At 62.5% G+C, this 20,650-nt stretch carries 13 protein-coding genes; 7 read left to right on the top strand and 6 right to left on the bottom strand.

What is annotated here, in order from left to right; translation table 11 throughout:
- The first annotated feature begins 159 nt into the window (after positions 1-159).
- Positions 160-2,058, top strand: coding sequence for an HAD-IA family hydrolase (locus tag HHL09_RS02360; protein WP_169452889.1), 1,899 nt, complete (start codon positions 160-162; stop codon positions 2,056-2,058).
- On the opposite strand, the gene HHL09_RS02355 is transcribed toward HHL09_RS02360, so the two are convergent.
- Positions 2,045-2,728 carry a 3-keto-disaccharide hydrolase gene (locus HHL09_RS02355; protein WP_169452888.1) on the bottom strand — a complete coding sequence of 228 codons (684 nt, stop codon included), beginning with the start codon at positions 2,726-2,728 and terminating at the stop codon, positions 2,045-2,047. The two genes, HHL09_RS02360 and HHL09_RS02355, sit on opposite strands and share 14 nt — an antisense overlap.
- A gap of 484 nt (positions 2,729-3,212) precedes the next feature.
- Between HHL09_RS02355 and HHL09_RS02350 the strand changes: the two genes are divergently transcribed.
- Positions 3,213-3,623 carry an HNH endonuclease gene (locus tag HHL09_RS02350; RefSeq protein ID WP_240963718.1) on the top strand — a complete coding sequence of 137 codons (411 nt, stop codon included), beginning with the start codon at positions 3,213-3,215 and terminating at the stop codon, positions 3,621-3,623.
- A 66-nt stretch (positions 3,624-3,689) separates the two neighbouring features.
- Here HHL09_RS02350 and HHL09_RS02345 read toward each other — a convergent pair whose 3' ends face one another.
- Positions 3,690-4,487: an MlaE family ABC transporter permease gene (locus tag HHL09_RS02345; protein ID WP_240963717.1), complete on the bottom strand. Its 798-nt coding sequence runs from the start codon at positions 4,485-4,487 to the stop codon at positions 3,690-3,692.
- 164 nt (positions 4,488-4,651) lie between these two features.
- On the opposite strand from HHL09_RS02345, the gene HHL09_RS02340 reads away from it, so the two are divergent.
- Genes HHL09_RS02340 through HHL09_RS02325 form a run of 4 tightly spaced genes read left to right on the top strand, consistent with a single transcriptional unit; the run spans position 4,652 to position 11,839 of the window.
- Positions 4,652-5,659 (top strand): AAA family ATPase, encoded by a 1,008-nt coding sequence (locus HHL09_RS02340; protein WP_205760964.1) that lies wholly within the window; start codon positions 4,652-4,654, stop codon positions 5,657-5,659.
- A 9-nt stretch (positions 5,660-5,668) separates the two neighbouring features.
- A complete protein-coding gene (locus HHL09_RS02335) occupies positions 5,669-6,601 on the top strand; it encodes a DUF58 domain-containing protein (protein ID WP_169452886.1) in 933 nt (310 codons plus the stop codon).
- Positions 6,602-9,418, top strand: a complete 2,817-nt coding sequence (locus HHL09_RS02330) for a PA14 domain-containing protein (RefSeq protein ID WP_169452885.1) — start codon at positions 6,602-6,604, stop codon at positions 9,416-9,418.
- A gap of 9 nt (positions 9,419-9,427) precedes the next feature.
- Positions 9,428-11,839 (top strand): hypothetical protein, encoded by a 2,412-nt coding sequence (locus HHL09_RS02325; RefSeq protein WP_169452884.1) that lies wholly within the window; start codon positions 9,428-9,430, stop codon positions 11,837-11,839.
- A 2,281-nt stretch (positions 11,840-14,120) separates the two neighbouring features.
- Here HHL09_RS02325 and HHL09_RS26735 read toward each other — a convergent pair.
- Positions 14,121-14,762: a pentapeptide repeat-containing protein gene (locus HHL09_RS26735; protein WP_343224882.1), complete on the bottom strand. Its 642-nt coding sequence runs from the start codon at positions 14,760-14,762 to the stop codon at positions 14,121-14,123.
- A gap of 670 nt (positions 14,763-15,432) precedes the next feature.
- On the opposite strand from HHL09_RS26735, the gene HHL09_RS02315 reads away from it, so the two are divergent.
- The gene (locus tag HHL09_RS02315) at positions 15,433-16,479 is read left to right on the top strand and encodes a prenyltransferase/squalene oxidase repeat-containing protein (RefSeq protein WP_169452883.1); all 1,047 of its coding nucleotides are present in this window, start codon (positions 15,433-15,435) and stop codon (positions 16,477-16,479) included.
- A gap of 33 nt (positions 16,480-16,512) precedes the next feature.
- Here HHL09_RS02315 and HHL09_RS02310 read toward each other — a convergent pair whose 3' ends face one another.
- The 3 genes from HHL09_RS02310 to HHL09_RS02300 form a co-directional block, all read right to left on the bottom strand.
- On the bottom strand, positions 16,513-17,070 hold the full coding sequence (locus tag HHL09_RS02310) for a hypothetical protein (protein ID WP_169452882.1): 558 nt from the start codon (positions 17,068-17,070) through the stop codon (positions 16,513-16,515).
- An 11-nt stretch (positions 17,071-17,081) separates the two neighbouring features.
- The gene (locus HHL09_RS02305; RefSeq protein WP_169452881.1) at positions 17,082-17,729 is read right to left on the bottom strand and encodes an FHA domain-containing protein; all 648 of its coding nucleotides are present in this window, start codon (positions 17,727-17,729) and stop codon (positions 17,082-17,084) included.
- Between the two features lie 115 nt (positions 17,730-17,844).
- On the bottom strand, positions 17,845-20,643 hold the full coding sequence (locus HHL09_RS02300) for an FG-GAP repeat protein (RefSeq protein WP_169452880.1): 2,799 nt from the start codon (positions 20,641-20,643) through the stop codon (positions 17,845-17,847).
- Positions 20,644-20,650 lie beyond the last annotated feature (7 nt).

The following is a 20,650-nucleotide window of genomic DNA, read 5'->3' as shown; positions in this document are numbered from 1 at the left end:
ACGGATTGAACTTCCGTTTTCTAACGGTAGGCTTGGCATCACGGCTTAGGAAGGCTGCTCAAATGAGTGGGGCAATTTCGTCAGAGGCCGTGGGAATATCGGCGGGAAATTGGCGCCAGCTTGCCATCGGGGGACGGGCTGGGCTTCAATCGGACGTCCATGAACGGCAAGCCTCCCCTGATCCGCCGCAGTGTCGCCATGCGTCACCCGGTGTGGTCTTCCTATGGTCCGCTGGTCATGGCGGGCGTGGTCGATTTCATGCGGGAGGAGGATCCTTGGCGGCTGGCCACGGAGAATGACTCCTATGGCGAGATGGAGGCCGTTAAGATCGACCGTGAGTGGCACGGGGATGGGCTGATCCTCTTCCGAGCGACCGAAGATGAATTGGCGGAGTTCCGGCGGCGCGGCCAAGCGGTGGTGCTCACCAGCACCGAGGGGCCGGATCTCGGCTTTCCGCGCGTGGTGCCGGACAACCAGCAGATCGGCCGGGTGGCCGCGGAGCATTTGATCGAGTGCTCCGTCCCGCATTTCGCCTTCCTTGCCCGTGGCGAGACGTTCTATCGCGAAGAGCAATTCGCTCCCGGGCTGCGGCGCTATGCCCGTGAGAGGTTGGGAGGCTTCCGCTCCAAGCTCGCGGAGTATGCCATCGAGCCCACGGTTCATTATTTGAAGGGAAGGCCGTTGTGGAAGGATCAGACATGGCGGGAGGTCGAGACGGAGGTGATGGCTTTCCTTGACCTGCTGCCGCGGCCCTGCGGGCTTTTCGTGGTGGATGATTCGCTGGGGGCTGTCGTGCTGCGGGCTGCGGATCGTCTCGGCATCCGGGTGCCGGGCGAGCTCGCGGTGATCGGCTTCGGTGATGATCCCAGCTATTGCTTCGCCACCTTTCCCGCACTGAGCAGCATCGCCTACCCCGGCAGGGAGATCGGGAAGCAGGCTGCGGCCATGCTCTGGCAGCAGATGAATGGCGGTGCTCCGCCTCCAGTGCGGACGGAAGTGGCGGTGCAAACGGTGGTGGCGAGGGAATCAAGCGATACGCTGGCGATCGAGGATGAGGAGATCCGGGACCTAGTGCGCTTCATCCGCCGGCAGGCACCGCATGAAGCGTTGCGAGTGGCCGAGCTGGCAGAGCGGACGACGCTTTCGATGACCACGATCAAGGCGCGTTTCGCCACGGTGCTGGGCCATGGGCCGAAGCAGGAGATCCAACGGGTGCGGCTCCGGCACCTGAGGCATCTTTTGATGGATCATCGCCTCAGCCTCGCCGAGATCGCCCGACAGATGCAATTTGGCACTGCCCACGAGTTGAGCCGGTTTTTCCTGGCGGAGACCGGCCAGCGTCCCACGGACTTCCGCGGGAAGCCGGAGACGGCGACGCCGGGGAAGGTGGTCAGCGCGGTGATCTTCGATATGGACGGCACGCTCTTCGATACCGAGCCGGTCTATTTCGAAGCGTATCGCCATGCCTTCGCCGCCCAAGGCGGGGAGCTCAGCCGTGAGGTTTACTTCAGCAAGCTGATGGGGCTCTCGAATGCCGCGATCGAAACCGCCCTTGGTGCGATGGCGCAAGACCGCTTCGACGTGCGGAAATTCCGGAAAGGCTGGAAAGCGAAGTGGCGTGCGCTGCTGGCGGCGAACCCACTCGAGGTGCTGCCCGGAGTGCGGGAGCTACTGGAGCGGCTGATGGAGGACCGGATTCGGATCGGTTTGGCCAGTTCCAGTGACCGCGAGGACATAGAACTCAGTTTGGAATCGGCGGGGCTCGCATCGCATTTCCCGGTGCGAGCTGCCGGGGACGAGGTGCCGGAAGGGAAGCCTGCGCCGGATGTTTACTTGCTGGCTTGCCAGCGTCTTGGGGTGGATCCGAAGGATTGCATCGCGATCGAGGACAGTCCCCATGGGGTGGCCGCAGCGCAGGCTGCGGGGATCAGGGTTCTCGCCATCACCACTGCAGCAGTGGAAGGACCTTGCCTCCGGAAAGCAAACACCCTCGCCGAGCTCGGCGAGGGTGAGTGGAAAGAGATTCTGGGAACGACGAGGCCGATCAGAGTTCCTTGATCCGGATGTTGCGCCAGCGGACCTTGCAGGACGGCCCGGCATGCACCTGCAGGGCGAAAAAACCTTCCGGTGTGAACTCCTTGCCCTCGTCTTCTAAATCGACGCGCTCCTTGCCGTTGAGCCAGATCTGGATGTGCTTGCCCTTGCAGACGATGCGGATCTCGTTCCAGTCGTTCCATTTCATCAGGTCCTGCCCCTGCTTGGTAAAAGCGGCTTGGCCCTTCTTGTCTTCCTCGCTGTCATCCTTGGCATTGCCATGCTTCACCGGCTGGAGCCAGCCGCGGCGGGCCTCATCGTAGAGACCGGCGGTCCACGCGCGCTTCTTGTCCTGATCGTGCTCGCACTGGTAGCCGTGCACCCGGCCGTCATTGCCTTCCTTTTGAAGCCCGCGGAACATCATGCCGGAGTTTCCGGAAAGGTCGTCGAACTTCATTTCGAAGCGAAAATCGAAGTCCTTGTAGGTCTTGTCCGTGCGCAGGAAGGTGTTCGACTTCACGTTCTCGCCGAAGCCGACGATCTCCTTGCCCTCGATCTTGAATTCGCCGCTGCCATTCACCCGGGTCCAGCCGGCGAGATCCTTGCCATTGAAGAGATCGGTGAAGCCCGGTTCGGCCGCTTGGGCGGCTGGAAGGGCGAGGACCATGGTGGCGATGAAGGTACGGATTTTCATGGAAGTTGTCAGACAAATTTGACGGCCGCTTTTTACAGCGCAAGTCAGAAGTCGGTGTCTCTGGAAAGCAGCGCCATCAGAACAACCCTCGAAACGGCAAAAGATCCCCCGGACATTTCAAGCGGTGTTTGGAATGGCGGGATCGTCCGTATTTTTCCGGATGCCTGCTGGCCTTCTTTGGGAAGCTGGAAATCGACGCTCTCTGTAACTTCCCTGTCACCGACCTTTTCCTTGCGACATCCCGCTTTCCTGCTAGCTTCCGCGGCAATTGCTGGGAAAAGGCATGGTAGGCCATCTTGACTATCCCGTCCTCGTACTCAACCGGTTTTGGCAGCCGGTGCAAACCTGCACCGTCAGACGTGCGCTCAAGCTTTTGTTTCTTGGGCACGCCCAGGTAGTGCAGACGGAAGGCGAAGACCGTTTCCGTACCCATGACCTGGGGTCTTGGGTGGAGCATTCGTCGTCGCGAGACATCGTCGACGAAATGATCCACACCGTTCGTTTGGCGCTGCGCGTGCCAAAGATCATCGTGCTGGCGCTCTATGAAAAGCTGCCGCGCATGGAGGTGCGCTTTACCCGCCGGAATGTCTTCCTGCGGGACAAGCATACCTGCCAGTATTGCGCGAAGACCTTCACCGAGGCGGAGCTGAATCTCGACCACGTGATGCCGCGCGACAAGGGCGGCCGGACCACGTGGGAGAACATCGTGACCTCCTGCATCCGCTGCAATACGCGGAAGGCGAACAAGCTGCCGCAGGAGGCGAACATGCACCCGCTCCGCAAGCCTGCGGCACCGCGGTGGCGGCCGATGTTCGGGCTGAGGGAGAGCAACTCGGACGAGAGCTGGGGGCACTTTATCGATCCGGATCCCTCGACCGTGAGGATGTCGGCCTAGGGTCGGGGAATCGCTAGCCCGGGGGCTTCGGCAGTCTTTCCGGGCCAAGGCACGGACCTTCGGGACTCAATGCCTGCTCAGTCCCGCCGGGAAGATCATGTTCATCAGCAGGGTGAGGAAGAAATTGAAGATGAGAATCGCCAGGGCGGAGTAGACCATCGCGCGGGTGGTGCTACGACCCACGCCGACAGCCCCGTTGTTTGCGCACATGCCTTGATGGCAGGAAATCCCGACGATGAGGAGGCCGAAGACGATGCCTTTGATCAGGGCGATGGCGATATCGCTGAGGTCGGTGTATTTGCCCATCTGCGCCATCCAGTAGGCCGGGTTCACGTTGAAGGGGCCGGTGCCGACGAGCACCGAAGCGATGATCCCGAAGGCCGCCGATTCCCCGATGAGGAGAGGCATGGCGATGATCATGGCGATGAGGCGCGGGGTGACGAGGTAATCGACGGGATGAACGCTCATCGAGCGCAGGGCATCGACCTGCTCGGTCACTTTCATGGTTCCGATCTCGGCGGCCATGGCGGCCCCGACGCGGCCGGCGAGCATGAGCGCGGTGATGGAGGGACCGAGCTCCCGGAGCATGGCGACGCTGACCAAGGCCCCGGCGCCGGTCTCCATATTCAGGGTGGCGAATTGGAAGAGGGACTGGGCGGCGAGGACCGCGCCGGTGAAGGCCCCGGTGACCATGACCACGGGCTGGGAGCGGTGGCCGATCTCGACGATCTGTTGGAGAACCAGCCGCCAGCGGATCTTACCCTTTACCAAGGACTCGAAGATTTGCCCGAACAGCAGGGCCACTTCCCCGAGATACCGGAGAAAGCCCGTAACCAAGCTGCCGAGAAACCGCAGAAAACCCACGCGCGGGACCTTAGGGAGGCGATTCCGAATTGGGAAGCGCGGTCGTGATTTTGCGCGGGGAAGGAGGTTTGGAACGCGTATCCCTGTTGCCTTCTTAGGGAAAAAATCGAAACCCGTTTCAATCCCTGCAATTTGCCGCTAGAGCTTGTCGTAGTGCCCGAATCATGAGCAACGACGACAAGGCGGCAGTCGAGAAGCTTCACGCGACCTACCGGCAGATGAAAGAGGAGGTCGGACGTGTGATCGTCGGCCAGGAAGCGGTCGTCGAGCAGGCCCTGATGGCGATTTTTTGCCGTGGCCATGCGCTGCTGGTGGGGGTTCCCGGTCTGGCGAAGACCCTGCTGGTGGCGACGCTCTCCCGCGCGCTGCATCTGGGATTCAAGCGAATCCAGTTCACGCCGGACCTGATGCCTGCGGACATTACCGGAACGGACGTGCTGGAGGTGGATCCTGAGACAGGGCGGCGCGGGTTCCGGTTCGTCCATGGGCCGATTTTCTCGAACCTGGTGCTGGCGGATGAGATCAACCGGACGCCGCCAAAGACGCAGGCCGCGCTGCTAGAGGCGATGCAGGAGCACCATGTGACGGTGGGTGAGCACACGCTGGATCTGCCGAAGCCGTTCTTCGTGCTGGCGACGCAAAATCCGATCGAGCAGGAGGGCACCTATCCTCTTCCGGAAGCGCAGTTGGACCGCTTCCTCTTCAACATCGTGGTGGACTATCCGAGCGAGGAGGAGGAACGCGAGATCATCCGCCGCGTGACGAGCCCGGGCGATGCGCAGATCACGCCGCTGATGAATGCGGAAGAGATCATCCATCTCCAACAGATCGTGCGCCGCGTGCCGGTGGGGGATCATGTGATCGACTTCGCCGCGAAGCTGGCACGTGCGACGCGGCCGAAGGATATTTCGGCACCGGACTTCGTGAAAGAGATGGTGGGTTGGGGTGCCGGGCCACGTGCCGGCATCAGCCTGATTTCCGCAGCGAAGGCGCACGCGGTATTACGAGGGCGTTTCCATGCGACGACCAGTGACGTCGCGGCGATCGCGGTGCCGGTGCTCAGGCATCGGGTGCTGACCACTTTCAATGCCGAGGCGGCAGGGGTGAGTAGTGATGACGTGATCAAGCGCCTGATCAAGGTGCTGGCCCCGAAGGAAGAGCTCGTGGTTTGAGAATTTCCCATGTCCGGTGATTCGCTAAAACTTCCCGAGTGCATGCGGCTGCTGCCGCCGGAGATCATGGGCGTGATGAAGCGCCTGGAGTGGTATGCCCGACGACGGATGCAGGGTACGCTGACGGGGCGGCACAGCTCTCCGGATAAGGGCTTCTCCGTGGAGTTCGCGGAGCATCGCGAGTATGTGCCGGGGGATGATCCGAAGGATCTGGACTGGCGGGTGATCGCAAAGAGCGATCGGAATGTGATCCGCCAGTACATCGAAGAGACGAATCTGCGGGCGACGCTGGCGATCGATGTCTCCGGCTCGATGAAATACACCGGTGATACTGCTGCGAAGATCGGTGATGTGGCGCTTTCCAAGCTGGAGTATGCGAAGCATCTGGCCGCGGCTCTGGCGTATCTCTTCGTGAAGCAGGGTGATGCCGCGGGATTGGTGACCTTTGACAAAGAGGTGCGCGGATTTATCCGGGCTGGCAGCCGCCCGAGCCAGGTGCGGCGGATCCTTGAGGAACTGCACACGGCGGAGGCCGGTGCGGATACGGATGTGGGCGGGGTCTTGCACGGCGTGGCCGAGCGGATTCCGAAGCGCGGGCTGGTGATCCTGATCAGCGATCTTTTCGACGATCCGACCAAGGTGATCGAGGCGCTGCATCACTTCGATTTCCGGCAGCATGAGTTGGTGATTTTCCATCTGCTGGCGGAGGAAGAGCTGACCTTTCCGTTCAAGAGCTTCCAGCGCTTCCGCGATCTCGAGGGAATCGAGAAGATGTTACGGATCGACCCGCAGGCAGTGCGTGCGGCCTATCTGGAGCGACTGCGTGATTTTGTGAAGCGGATCGATTCCGCATGCGGGAAGCTCCGTGCGGACTACGTGGCGGTGAACACGAAAACCCCGCTGCGGGATACCCTGCTGCGTTACCTGGGAGGACGGAAGTAGATGCTTTTCCTGAATCCATGGCTGCTGGCGGGATTGGCGGGTGTCTCGATCCCGATCATCATTCATCTGGTCCGGCGTCAGGCGGCGAAGCCGATCGATTGGGGGGCGATGCGCTTTCTCTTCGATACCGTGGCAGTGCGGCGGCGGAAGATGGAGTGGGAGGATCTGCTGCTGATGGCGGCACGGTGCCTGTTGCTGGCTTTGCTGGCGCTGGCTTTGGCGCGGCCATTCATCCCGCCGGATTCCACGGTGCCGTGGCTGTTTGTTTTGCCGGCTGCCTTGATCGGTATCGCGCTCTTGGGAGCGTCCTTCGTGCTGGCGGGGAAGATGCGGTGGATCCTGAAGCTTTGCGCGCTGGTGCTGGTGATTGCCGCAGCAGGGCTGATCTTCTTGGAGCGGTCGCTGAACTTGAAGCGATTCGAGGCAAGTGGCCGCCGTGACGTGGCGCTAGTGATCGATGCTTCTTCCTCGATGGAGCTTTCGCGGGACGGGCGGACGGTTTTCGCGCACGCGGTAGAGGAGGCGAAGCAACTGGTGAAGGAAGCGCCGCGAGGTACGGCGTTTCTCGTGGTTCTCGGCGGGCCCGCTCCAGAAGCGAAGACGGCGGCGCCGCTGACGCATCGTGCGGATGTGCTCGGGGTGCTGGATTCGTTACGGCCGGTTGGAGGGACTTTCCGGGCCCATGAGGCATTGGGGATCGCGACGCTGGGATTGGCGGAGGGGACGAATGCCTCGAAGGAAGTGATCGTTTTCACGGATGCCCAGCGTGCGGGCTGGCGTTTTGACAACCCGAATGCGTGGGCTGGCCTGGATGAGGCGTGGAAGGCGATGCCTGCGAAGCCGAAGCTGCTACTGCGGGACTATGGTGTGCCGACCTCACTGAGGAATGTGGCAATTGCGGGAGTCGATGTCTCGCGGCGGGTGATTGGCACGGATCGCGAGGCAACCTTGCGGGTCACGGTGGAGAATACGGGGACCGAAGCGGTGACGCCGGGACCGGTATCATTTGAGGTGGGTGGCGCGAAGGTGGGCGAGAAGCCGGTGGGCATGCTGATGGCAGGGCAGAAGGAGATCGTTGAGTTCCGGCATCGCTTCACCAAGCCGGGACCTCAGGTGGTGGCGGCGAGGATGAGTGGCTCGGATGATCTGCCAGCGGACGACAAGGCGGAACGCGTGGTGAACGTGCGGGGCAAGCTGCCGGTGCTGCTAGTGGACGGGAACCCGGCGGGGTCTTTCTTCGAGCGGGCCGCCGGATATTCCGCGCTGGCGCTGGCTCCATCGCCAGATCTCCGGCATGGCCGGGATGCGGGCGAGGTCTATCTGATGGATCCCAAGGTGGTCCCCGCACCGGAACTGCGGGAGGATGATTTCGATGACTGCGCGGTGGTGGTGCTGGCGGACGTGCCCCGCCTGCCGGAACGGATTGCCGCGAAGCTGGCGGGCCGGGTGGCGGACGGGCTGGGTCTGATGATCATTGCGGGTCCGCGGACCGAACCGGCGTTCTTCAACAATTGGAAAGGCGGAGAGGGGGCGATGCTCCCGGTGCCGCTGGGTGAGATGGCTGTCGATACGGAAGGTGTTTCGCCTGCGCCATCCACATTTCTCCATGAGTCGGTGACGCTTTTCAAGGACGAGAGGAACTCCGACCTGGCGATGGCGAGGCTCAAGCAATGGCGGAAGACCGGTGAGTCCACCGGAGGCGTGCAGGCAGCGGCATTTCTGAATGGCGACACTTTCCTGGCGGCGAAGAACTACGGGAATGGTCGTACCTTGCTGGCGACTTGCGCCTTTGATGCACGCTCGGGAAATCTTCCGGCACAGCGCTCCTTTGTTCCGCTGGTCCATGAGCTGGTCTCGTGGAGCGCGGGAACCGGGGCTGAGCTGAATGTCGAGGCAGCATGGAGCCCTTCCGTGGCCTTGCACGGTGCGACGGGTGGCCTCACAGCGAGCTACTACCGGAACGACGAGTGGCGCGGGCGTCCAACGATCGTGCGCGTTGAGCCGGGCATTGATTATCGCTGGGGCAATGAGAAGCCGGACAAGAGGATGCCGAACGACAACTTCACGATCGAATGGCAGGGGCAACTGGTTCCGCCGGTGAGCGGGGAGTATCTCTTTTCCGCGGAGGTCGATGACGAGATCGAGCTGCGGCTCGGCGACCACTCCGCGATGCATGCGGACTATGGTGGCAAGGATCTGGGCAAAGCGAATCTTGAAGAGGGCAAGCCGGTGCCGTTCCACGCGAAGTATCGGGAACGGGGCGGCGAGGCTTACCTGCGGCTTTTTTGGACACCGCCGGGCGGAACGAAGCAGATCATCCCGGGCTTTGCCTTCAAGCCGGAGCGCGAGGAGAACTCCGAGCCGATGCGCGTCATGGATCCGATGGGGATGCCGCGTGAAGCGATCCTCAAGCCGACGCGCCGAGGCAAAGAACTGGCGATTGGCGGTTCCGCGGTGCCGGGGATCTATCAGGTCACGACGAGTGATGATCTTTCCGAGTTGCTTTCGGTTCCTGCCGATACGGCGCTGCCGGTGGCGGTGATCCGTGATCCGGGTGAGAGCCATTTTGAGCCGCGGACCGAAGAGGATTTGGCTCTGGTGAGGAAGCACGTGGATCTCCTGCAGCCGGGCTCGGTGGCGGATATCCTGGGCGTGTTGCAGGGCAAGGGCTTCGGGCGTGAGATTTGGAAACTGCTGGCGATTGCCGCGTTTGTTCTCTTCCTGCTGGAAAGCGCCTTGGCGCGATGGGTTTCGCGGAACCGCCGGATGGCGGAAGATGTGCGTGTCGATTTCGGGCAAGATGCCGTGTGGCGATGAGCGATTGAGATGAAGATCCTGTTCAGATTTCCGATCGTCTTCTTCCTGCTGTGGGGGCTTCTCCACGGCATCGGAAAGGTCGTGCGGCTTGCGCCGGATTGGCCGGCATGGGCGGTGGCGCTCGGTGCGGCGCTGGCGGTGGAGGCGGTGATCGGCTTGTATCGTTATGAGGCGGGTGCGGTGACGAGCAAGCGGGGCCGATGGCTGGTGGCGCTGCGATTGGTGGCGCTGGCGGTGCTGGTGTGGATCTTGGTCGAGCCAGTGTGGGTTCGTGAGGTGAAGCGCGACCGACAGAAGGAAGTGGTGGTGGTGCTGGATGACTCTGCATCGATGCACTTGAAGGACGATGGCGAGGAGGCCACACGCTTGGAGATCGGCGAGGCGGCTCTGGAGAAGTCAGGCATTCTCGCGAAGCTTGGTGAGTCCATGAAAGTGCGGACGGTGCGTGCCGCGCGGAGTGTCCACGACACCGGTGAAGCTGAAACCGAAGGTTGGAACGATGCGACGGATCTGGCCGCGGCGCTCGGCACAGTTTTGGAGCAGGTCCCGCCCGATGATCTTGGCGGCGTGATCATGGTGAGTGATGGCCGGCACAATCGTCCCGGCCATGTCGAGGATGTGGCGCGGCGCTTCGGAATCCTCGATGCGCCGGTGGGGATCGTGGCGGCGGGAAGCACGGAGCCGCCGCGCGATGCCGCGGTGCTGGACGTGAAGGCACCGGAAGCGATCCATCTGGGCGACCGGATGCGGGTAACGGCCACGCTCAAGTTCGACGGTTACAAGGGCAAGGAGGCAAAGGTGCGCCTGATGCGCGGTGAGGAGCGGATCGAGGAACGGGTGATCCAGATCCCGCAGGATCGCCACCGCGAGGAGGTCCGTTTCACGACGGTGCCGGAAGAAGGCGGTGTAGGTGGTTTCCGGATCGAGATCGCGGCGCTCGATGGCGAGCGTTTCCCCGACAACAACGACTGGGCCTTCGAGACTTCGATCACGGATGCACGGACGAATGTGTTGATCGTGGAGAGCACGCCGCGTTGGGAGTTCCGCTACCTGCGGAACCTTTTCTACGGCCGCGACAAGTCGGTGCACCTCCAATACGTGCTGCTGCACCCGGACCGGATCGACGGACAAGACGATGCGGAGATCCCTGCATCAGCATCGCGGCCCTTTGGCGAAGCCCAAGCGACTCGTCTGCCGGTGAGCGAGGAGGAATGGCGGAAGTTCGATGTGATCATCCTCGGGGATGTTGCTCCGGATGCGATCGACGCCGGGACTTGGGACGTCATCTCGAAGTGCGTAACAGAACGCGCCGCGCTACTGGTGATGATTGCGGGGCCGCGCTTCATGCCGCATGGCATCGGGCCGGAGGCGGGGCGTAATCTGGTGCCGGTGGAAACCTTTGAAGAACATCGAAACTTCTACGTCTCCACCGAGGAGCCGTTCCGCTTTTCGCTGACTTCGGAAGGGCGCTCGCATCCGGTCACGCAGCAGGCAACCGGCGAAACGGCGAATGACTCGGTATGGGCGGGTTTTCCCGATGTCCGTTGGCGGCAGCCGGTAAAATCGCTCAAGGAGGGAGCGGAGGTTTTGTTGACGGCGAGCGATGGCAACGAGCAGCAGGTGGTCTCAGGCGATGAAGGCCTGAATGCCGCGCTGGATGCATTGGCCCGTCGTCGCGAGCATGAAGCTGCGGCCGCCCTGCTGGTGACCCGGCAAACCGGGAAAGGGAAGGTGGCTCTGCTTCTAACAGACCGCACATGGCGGCTGCGCGAGGGAGCAGGGGACATCTATCACCACCGCTTCTGGGGGAATCTGGTGCGCTGGGGTGCGGGGCCGATTCTCCGTGCCGGAGGAAACCGCGTGCGACTCGGGACGGATCAGCTGACCTATACGGCGGACGACCGGATCAAAGTGACGGCGCGGCTGCGCGACACGGGCTTGAGCCCGGTGAAGGATGAGGATTTGAAGGTGGAGCTGGTCCGCGAGGGCGAAGTGATTTCGAGTACGCCACTGGCCTACGTGGAGGAGTCGAATGGTCTCCACGAGACGGAGTTGCCGCGCATCGCGAAGGCAGGGCGCTATGAAGTCCGCCTGCGCGGCACCCAGGCGGACCGCTTGAGCGCGGAGGATGGAAACCAAGGCGTGAGCGCAGGTTTCCGCGTGGTGGGCTCGCGTGGCCCGGTGGAACTGGCGGAGACGACCTTGAATCGCGGCCTCCTCGATACGGTGGCGGATCTTTCCGGTGGCAAGGTGGTGGCGGCGGATCAGGCGGGTGAACTTTCCGGGCTGTTCCTGAAGGAGAGCAACGAGCGCCATGAAGTGCGCGAGACTTCGCTCTGGGACAGCGGTTGGGTGCTGGGCCTGCTTGCGATGCTGCTCGGCACGGAATGGGTGATCAGAAGAGGTGGCGGACTGCCGTAACCATCGAAGCGGAGGAATCGCATGAAAACGAGCGAAGCAAGACAGGACATCGAACGGCGCTTGGCTGCCGTGCGGTCGGGCATCCGTCGTGCGCAGTGGATGCGCGGCGGCTTCTTGGTTGCCACCGTGGCACTCGGTGGCCTGCTCGCGATCATGGCGGCGGATCATCTTCTGGCTCCGCTGCCCGTGGCGGCGCGCTGGGTGATGTTCGGCGCATGGGTAGCCGCGATTCTTGTCGCGGGTTGCGCAGGACTCAGGCCGCTGATACGGAAGATCGGCTTGGTTCAAGTGGCTCGCTGGATCGAGGGGCGCCACCCGGAGATCGAGGAGCGGATGAGCACGGTCATGGAACTCTCTGGTGGTGATGCCGGTGCTTCCGCGGACCTGCTGGCGGAGCTGGCACGTGCGGCGAATGAAGATGTCGGCCGGGTGGATGCGAAGGCTGAGATGAAAGCGGCCGGTGCTGGAAAGCGCTGGGCCAAGCCCGCGGCTGCGCTGGCAGTCCTGACGCTCTTGCTTTTCGCGGTATGGCCGAAAGAGGTGTCGAGGTTGGCGGTGCGGGCAGTAGCTCCGTTTAGCAAGGTCGGCAATGCCGCGGCTGTGAAGTTTGAGCTCAAGCCGGGCAACGTGGAGTTGCTCGAAGGCGACGCGATCGAGATCGTGGCCAACTACGAAGGTCATGCCGACAAGCTGGAAGTGGTGATGGAGATGGGCGCGACGGGGATCGAAGTTACCCAGCCGATGTATCCCGAAGGCGACGCCTGGCGCTACCGGATGGATCCCGTGCGCGAGGGTTTTAGCTATCGCGCGCGCGCGGGCCGGGGAGAAAGCGACCGCTTCACGGTGACCGTGTGGCCTCTGCCCACGGTGGTGCAGCCACGGGTGAGGTTGCGCTTTCCGGAATACACCGGAGTGATTCCGCAGGAAGAACCGCTGGGCCGCGGGATCGAAGCGATCCGTGGCACGATGGTGGAAATTAGCGGTGCGCTAAATACCGCGGTGGAGGAAGGTTGGCTGGAGATCGATGGCAAGCGGGTCGCGGACGCAAAGATCGAGCGCGCGGCGGATGGCGGACGCATGAGTGTCTCATGGAATCTCGAAGAGAATGGCGCTGGGGATGCGGTGCTGTGGTTGAAGCACCGCTTGGGCCGTGAGGTGGATGCGCTGCGTTTTCCGGTGCGGGTGCTTGAGGATGCAGCGCCGGTGGTGCGTTGGCTAAGCCCCATCGCAAAGGAAATCCGCGTGCGGCCGGATGAGGTGCTGGGGCTTCGCTATGAGATCACGGAGGACTTCGGTGTGGCCGCGGTGCAGATCGAGGCGAAGACCGAGGGCAAGGAGCCGGTGAGGCTCGCTCAGGATTTGCCGGAGCGCTTCGGTGCGGCGACCAAGCCGGCGCGCTTCCGCGGGGGGAACGAAGTAGCGGTCGGTGAACTTCTGGAGCGCTGGCAGGGCGCGGGTGAGATCCGCATGCGCGTGCGTGCCGAAGATGGGCGCACCAAGGAGCTGAAGGGGCCGGGCGTCGGGCATTCCGAGTGGATTCTGCTGCGCATCGATCGAGGAGCGGAATCCCTGGCGAGGCAGGAAATGCGGGCCGAGCACGATGGCGCGCATGAGACAATCGAGCAGGCTATGCGTGCGACGCGCGAGGCGCGGGAGCGGATGGATTGGCACCGCGGGGAGATGCAGCGAGAGGAGCTGAGCAAGGATGCGGTGAAGCATTTCGAGGAAGCGCGGGAACGCTTGGCCGAAGCGCAGCAGAAGTTGTCGGAGCTTTCCGATCGGATGCAGGAAAGCGTGCACGCCACGAAGGCAGACGAAGTGCGGCAGGCGGCGGAGCAAGTCGCGCAGGCCCGGCAGGAGCTTGAGAGCGCGCCCTTGCAGGACGGCAAGGAGCAGCGTGAGGAGAAGCTTGATATCGCGCGCGAGAAGGCGGAGGACGCGGTGAGAAAGCTGGAGGAAGTCCGCAACCGGATGGAGCGGGATCGCCAGAAGATCGAAGAACTGGCGCGCCTTCAGGAATTAGCCCAGCAGCAACGCGAGCTGGCACGTCAGGCGGAACGCCAGGTCGCGGAGAACAGGGAAGAGAAAGCCTTGCCCGAGGATTGGCAGAACCGTCAGCGACAGATGGAGGAGCAGCTCCGCCAGCAATTGCGCGAGCAACCTCAGGCGCGCGCGGAGGTGCTGGAGGATCAAGCCAAGGAAGCCCGCGAGATGGCGGATCAAGCCAGGGCTTTGAGCGAGGCTCAGAAAGAACTGGAGGAGCAGGCCAAGCAGATTCCGGCTAACGCGTCCGTGCCGGAACAGGCGGAACGATCCGTTCGTGAGTCGCTGCAGAAGGAGCAGGCGAAGATTGCCGAGCAGGCGGCGCAGCAACTGGCCGAAGCACAGAAAGAGCGCAGCGAGGCGGCGGATGTTCTGCCGGAGGTCGTTGCGGAGACGAAACAAGCGAGTGAATCTCTGGCCAAGGGTGAGGATAAGGCTGCGGCGGAGTCAGCGAAGGAAGCCGCGCAGGCTCTCCGCGAAGCAGCGAAGTCCGAGCAAGGTCAGCCCGAACAAGGTCAGCCCGAACAAGGTCAGCCCGAACAAGGTCAGCCCGAACAAGGTCAGCCCGAACAAGGTCAGCCCGAACAAGGTCAGCCCGAACAAGGTCAGCCCGAACAAGGTCAGTCCGAACAAGGTCAGTCCGAACAAGGTCAGTCCGAACAAGGTCAGTCCGAACAAGGTCAGTCCGAACAAGGTCAGTCCGAACAAGGTCAGTCGACTCAGGCCGCGCAGATGGAAGCTCTTGCAGAACGGCAGGAGAAGGTAGCGGAGGCGCTGAACTCCCTTGCCGAAGGAAAGACCGCTGAGGCGGTTCAGAGCCTTCAGCAGATGCAGGCCGAGCAAGCAGGAGAGTTCTCGGAAGCGATCGCCCGGATGCCACAGGCCGAGGGTTCGGGGAACATGAATGAAGCCAAGGATGCGTCACACCAAGGAGGCGAACAGGCGAAAGCCGCCGCTCAGAGCGGGCAAGAAGGCAAGCTGCAGGAAGCTGCCGGACAACATAACCAATCCTCAAACAGCCTTCAGCGCAGTGCCGATGCCCTCGGTCGTGCCGCGGAGGAATTTGCCCGCAATGCCGAGCAAGCGAAGGGCCAGCAGCCGGAGCAACATCGTGTGCCGATCCCGCCCACGGACCTGGCCGATGCTTTCCAATCGGCAGCCAAGGCGGCAGGCGAGAAGCAAGAAGGCTCCGAAGCCGCAAATCAAGCGTCGCAAGCTGCTGATGCCCTCTCGCGTGCTGCGCAGGCAGCCCGCCAGAGCATGCAGGGACAGAATCAGGGCCAGCCGGGTCAACCCGGTATGCCGCAGCCCGGCAATCAACCCGGAGAAAAGCCGGAGGAAGGTGACCGCAGCCCCGAGGCCGATCCCGGCGTCCCTCCCGAGCTGGCGAAGCTGGGGATCAGCGCTGCTGATTGGGAGAAGATCCAAGCGACCCTGAAGTCCGATGTGGGCGGTGGTGCGGGCACCGGAGTTCCCGAAGAGTATCGCGGATTGGTGAAGAAATACTTCGAGGCGATGGCAGACGAATGAGGAACACATTTTCCATTTCCATGAAGACTCTCTCCATCGTCCTGTCGCTCATCCTCCCGCTTGCAGCACAAGAGCCTGCTGACCCTGTGTTTTCCGAGTGGAAGGAGAAAGTGGATCCCGCGGTGGAGAACGCCTTGGAATACTTGTCTCGGGTTCAGAAGGAGGATGGCTCCTATCCTGAGAACTATGGCGACTCCACCGGCATCCCGGCGCTGGCGGGCATGGCCTTTCTTTCGAAGGGGCATCTCCCGACCGAGGGGCCCTATGCCGAGGCCTTGAACCGCTGCATCGACTTCGTTTTGGAAAACCAACGCGGCAGCGGCCTTTTCGAGAAGGGCAATGCGGGCAGCGGTCCGATGTATGCCCACAATATCTCCACGCTCTTCCTTTCCGAAGTAAGTGGCATGGTCGATCCCGGTAGGCAGGAAAAGATCGCGAAGGCCCTGCCTCCGGCGCTCAAGCTGATCTTGAAGGCACAAGCGGTGCAGAAGGAAGACCGCCATCAGGGTGGCTGGCGCTATCATCCCGGGTCATCGGATAGCGACACCTCTTGCAGCGGCTGGGCGCTGATGGCCCTGCGCTCCGCGAAGCTAAACGGTGCCGCAGTCCCGGACAAGGCGATCGCCGATGCCGTCGCTTATCTGAGCCGGCATCAGGACGACAAGGAAGGGAGCTTCGGCTACATGGATCGCCACGATCACGCGCGCTCTCTTACAGGGATGGGATTGCTTTGCCTGGAGCTCTGCGGACGCCACGGCACTGAGGAAACGGTGCAGGCGGCGGATTATGTAATGAAGACTTTCCGGGATCTGCCGGGGGATCAATTCGAGTTCTACGGGAACTACTATAATGCCCAAGGGACCTTCCAGATCGGCGGGCGCTATTGGAGCGAATACGCAAACTGGATGTACGAGACTTACTTGAAGAAGCAATCGGAAGACGGCTCTTGGAATAGCCGCGAGGCCGGGCGGATCTATGGCACCTGCATGATGGTGCTGGCCTTCACGGTGCCTTACCGGCAGCTCCCGATTTATCAGCGGGACGAGACGGTGGACGAGGGGGAGTGAAAGCTTCCGGAACTTCGTCCGGAAGGGACCTCATTACTTGTTCAAGTCCCGCAACGAGGACGCGATAAATTCGCCGACCTTGGACTGAAGAAGGCCTGGCAGGTTAATCCCGCTCACTTTGTCCTCAAGGCCGGCTTCGTCGCGGACCAGTGTCCGGAGGTCCAGCCTACCCGTGATCACGGGCTTTGGGGCAATCTCGACGGCGATCAAGGTAAACAGATCTGCGGAATGCCGGGGATTCCGCAACAAGCCAAAGGCCGGACCCTTGTCCGGCTTGATGACAATCGCGTAGCTAGTGCGCTCGCCGAGTAGATTCTTCGTATTCGTCTGGGCCGCGGCTTGAGCAAGGGCCTGGTTCAGTAGTCCGATCTCCCGCTCGCTGAATTTGAGAACATTGGTAGGGGAAAAGTAATCCTCTTCCTCAGCCGTGTCGGAATAGACATCGATCCAAAGCCACGCAGCTTCGATCTTCGTGCCCCGTACCTCTTCGACGATTTTGGCATAAGCGCGGTCCTTGAGGTCTTGCGACCAAACGCTGCAAGTCGAAGCAATGAATGCAGCTACCAATGACAAGCTCGCCGCAAGCTTCATGCGGGACTTTTCTATTTCTCCGGTGCCGGAGCGCTGTCTCCCTCGGCTGCCTTCTCTGCTCCCGGTGCCGGCAGAGGAACACCAGCGGCGGAGCCTTGGATGTCGTGGAGCAGGGAGCGTCCGGTTTCCTTCTGATGCCGGATTGAGAGCCCGACGCAGAAGGCACCTGCCGCGAGGATCAGGAAGAAAAGCGTCATGAAGAAGCTGGCCGAGGCACTCGGCTGCTGTTCGTACACCACGTGACGATGGGCTGCTGGAGCCGGGCGGACCGGACCAGCCGGACGCTTCGGCGCATCGAGAGCGGACTCCTTGATGATCGGGGATTCCTGCTGCGGCTTTTCGCGGGCGAGCGCCTCGCGCTCCTCGTCGCTGAGGGTGAAATCAAATGCCACATCGCCGATCTTCACGGACAGGCCATGGCGCAGAGGGATGACGGGCATCACGTGACCGTCCAGCTTGATGCCATTCGTGGAACCCAAGTCGCGGAGTTGGTAACCGCCATCGATGCGCTCCATCACGGCGTGGCTGACGGAAACGGAGCCGTCTTCCACCACGATGTCGTTGTCGCTGCCGCGGCCCATATTCACCGCCATCCGATCAAGCTGGAAGCGGTATGGCTGCGGATTGCGATCCGGAACGGTGATGGTGACGCGTGGCATGGGTTGAAAGACGTGAACTTGCGACGCTTTCTAGCGGCAAAAGGGCAGACTCTGCACGGAAAAACTCCGGCAGCCCGGGCCTGGGCGGTGTGAAGCTCTGAAAACCTTGCAGGGCTCAGGGATGGTCGACCCTAAAGAAAGCCGCACCGTCGGAAGACGGGAACTCGAAGTCGATGCCGCCGGACGGGTTTACCGAGACTGAGGAGCCTGCCGGCGCAGGAAAGTCGAAGAAGGTGGCGAAGTTGGCCGATTTCTTCCAGTGCGTGGTCAGCTTGGCTTGGCCGCTCACCGGGTCCTTTGCAACCGAGTGCACCGGGCGGAGGGCATGTACCTGCGTGGCGGCATAGAGCCCGCCCCGATTCAGGTCCTCATAGTAGGTCGCCACGAGAGCGCTTTGGCTCACCCGCCAGTTGAAGTTGAGAGCGGACAGGTTGTATTCCGCGGCATCGCTCAGGCCGTCGCCGTCCGTGTCGGTGGTGAAGGAGAGGCCGCTGCCTTCTAGGTTGAGGGTGAAGAGAGGGGTCTTGGGATCGTTACTCGCGATGGAGAGAGTCGTCGAGCGGAGGCCTTCACCGGTAGGGGCGAAGCGCACCTTGAAGGATCGAGCCTGCTTGTAGCTGAAGATGGTGTCGGAGGGCGGGGTCGGAGCCTCTACCACGGTAAAGTCGCTACTTCCACTCAGGGCGATCACGGGGCTGCCGGAGAGGATCAGGTCGAGCTCGCCATCGTTTCTCACCCAGAACGTAAGATCCTTGGCGCCGCCCTCCATGCTGACGGAGTCGAAGGAGCGCGTGCCGCCCGGGATACCGACCTGCTGGCCATACTGGTTCGGTTGGGCCAACGTGATTACGGGAGCCAGCGTGACGTCGAAGATATAGGCGACTCCCGCAGTAGGAAACGGAGCCTGGGTGATATGGTGCTGCGGCGCGCCAATCAGGGCCGTGCCGCCGGAAATTGCCACCGCGCGTCCGAAATTCGTGTAATTGTAGCGATAGCGGTGCGTCGCCTTGAGATAGCCATACTGGAACCAGTTGGTTCCCCGGCGGGTGAAGGAATGCACGGCTCCCGCCCCGGGGTCGCCGGTGCCGTCCGGGTTGCTGTCCGGACTGGCATCATAGAAGGCTCCCACCACCAGCGTGTCGCCCGACAAGGCGACGGCACAGCCGAACTGGTCGTAAGTGACGTTCGAGGGGTCCCAGCCGCCGGTATTGAGCGCTTTGAGATAAGCCTCTTGGCTCCACGTGGTCCCACTGCGGGTGAAGACATAGGCGGCTCCTGCGGCCTCCACATCGTTGTTGTTCTGGCCGCTATTGATCGTCCGGGAGCTACTGTCTTCGTAGGGTGCACCGACCACTACGAGATCGCCGGAGATCGTCACTGCATAGCCGAAGGCATCGCCGAATTGGGTATTGCTGGCCTTCAGGTAGGCCTGCTGGCTCCAAGTCGTGCCATTGCGGGTGAAGACGTAGGCGGCACCGGAGCCTCCAGCGTTGTTGTCCGCCTGGTTGCCGTTCACGCCGGTGGCGTTGCTACCTTCCCCGACCGCCCCGATCACGAGCGTCTCGCCGGACATTGCCACGGCATTGCCGAACTTGTCGCCCGGGCCGGGGTTGCTGGCCTTGAGGTAGGCCTGCTGGGTCCAGGTGGTGCCGCTGCGGGTGAAGACATAAACGGCTCCGGAGCCCGGAGCCGACTCGTCTGTCGCGTTGCCGTTCACACCGGTGGCGTTGCTGTCCTCCTCACTTGCGCCCACGACCACGGTGTCGTTCACGATTCCAACAGAAGCCCCGAAGTTGTCGTCGGCCCCGGTGTTGGCACCCTTCAGGTAGGCTTGCTGGGTCCAAGTGGTGCCGCTGCGAGTGAAGACATAGACGGCCCCGGAGTTGGCGGCCGCGTTGCCCGACTGGTCGCCATTCACCCCGGTGGCCTCGCTGTCCTCGCTCCGGGCGGCGATCGCCACGGTGTCGCCGGAGATCGCCACGGCGCAGCCGAAGGAATCGCCAGCCCCGGTATTGCTGGCCTTCAGGTAGGCCTGCTGGGTCCATGCCGAGCCGTTGCGGACGAAAATGTAGGCCGCACCCGAGTCCGTGGCGGCATTACTCGCTTCGTCGCCGTTCACGCCGGTGGCCGCGCTGTCTTCACCGGGTGCACCCATCACAACCGTGTCGCCGGAGATTGCCACCGCGTGGGAGAAGTCATCGCTCTGATCGCCGTTGCTGGGGGCCAGGTAAGTCTGCATGGCAACCGGATCGATCGTGATGGGATAGCGCGCAGCGAGGTCATCGACCGAGATGCGGAGTCCGTCTCCAACTGCTTGCTCGAAGCGAACGGGAAGGGTCTTCCCATCGGCATCCCAAGCCTTCAGGCCGCCGTAGCTCAGGGCGCTGGCCCCGTCTTCCTGGTGGAAGGAAACGCTGTCGCCGCTGGCGGATACCTGCGGCTTCACATCGCCGCGGACAGAGAGATGAAGCAGCAAGGGCGCAGCGTGATCGGATCGCCCGGGGCGCCGCTGGATATCCCAGCCTTGTTCGAGGCCGCGGCTGTCGTTGATGAACCACTCGGTCAGGTTCTCGTCGCGCTGGCAGGTGACCTTGCCGCCCTCGTGGCGGAGTGACATGCCGGCGCCAAGACTGCGGTCCCCATAGGCGGTGAGATCCAGGCCCCAGCTCCAGCCACGGTGATCGGGCGTGACGGTGAAGCCCTTGCCATCGAATTCCGTTTCCCATTGCTGGCCGGGATTGCGCGCCACCAGATCGCCGTCCGCCTGACGTTGCGGGGCATGCACGGCGGTAGCATGAGCAGCCCGGAGGCCATCCCAATCGGAGGAGGAGACGCCTTCCGGCACGGTACTGGCATCCATGGCACAAACGATGCCGGGGCAGAGGGCGGCGAAGAGCGAAAGGAGGTTTTTCATCGGGGAA

Origin of the sequence: Luteolibacter luteus (assembly GCF_012913485.1) — a bacterium.
Taxonomy (GTDB): Bacteria; Verrucomicrobiota; Verrucomicrobiia; order Verrucomicrobiales; family Akkermansiaceae; genus Haloferula; species Haloferula lutea.
The sequence above is the reverse complement of the archived record's forward strand: the minus strand, read 5'-3'. Positions and strand labels throughout refer to the sequence as shown.

What these genes read in the sequence shown, in the direction of transcription:
- HHL09_RS02360 (WP_169452889.1), top strand. Translation starts at nt 160, where the DNA reads ATGAACGGCAAGCCTCCCCTGATCCGCCGCAGTGTCGCCATGCGTCAC.
- HHL09_RS02355 (WP_169452888.1), bottom strand. Translation starts at nt 2,728, where the DNA reads ATGAAAATCCGTACCTTCATCGCCACCATGGTCCTCGCCCTTCCAGCC.
- HHL09_RS02350 (WP_240963718.1), top strand. Translation starts at nt 3,213, where the DNA reads ATGATCCACACCGTTCGTTTGGCGCTGCGCGTGCCAAAGATCATCGTG.
- HHL09_RS02340 (WP_205760964.1), top strand. Translation starts at nt 4,652, where the DNA reads ATGAGCAACGACGACAAGGCGGCAGTCGAGAAGCTTCACGCGACCTAC.
- HHL09_RS02335 (WP_169452886.1), top strand. Translation starts at nt 5,669, where the DNA reads ATGTCCGGTGATTCGCTAAAACTTCCCGAGTGCATGCGGCTGCTGCCG.
- HHL09_RS02330 (WP_169452885.1), top strand. Translation starts at nt 6,602, where the DNA reads ATGCTTTTCCTGAATCCATGGCTGCTGGCGGGATTGGCGGGTGTCTCG.
- HHL09_RS02325 (WP_169452884.1), top strand. Translation starts at nt 9,428, where the DNA reads ATGAAGATCCTGTTCAGATTTCCGATCGTCTTCTTCCTGCTGTGGGGG.
- HHL09_RS02315 (WP_169452883.1), top strand. Translation starts at nt 15,433, where the DNA reads ATGAAGACTCTCTCCATCGTCCTGTCGCTCATCCTCCCGCTTGCAGCA.
- HHL09_RS02310 (WP_169452882.1), bottom strand. Translation starts at nt 17,070, where the DNA reads ATGAAGCTTGCGGCGAGCTTGTCATTGGTAGCTGCATTCATTGCTTCG.
- HHL09_RS02305 (WP_169452881.1), bottom strand. Translation starts at nt 17,729, where the DNA reads ATGCCACGCGTCACCATCACCGTTCCGGATCGCAATCCGCAGCCATAC.
- HHL09_RS02300 (WP_169452880.1), bottom strand. Translation starts at nt 20,643, where the DNA reads ATGAAAAACCTCCTTTCGCTCTTCGCCGCCCTCTGCCCCGGCATCGTT.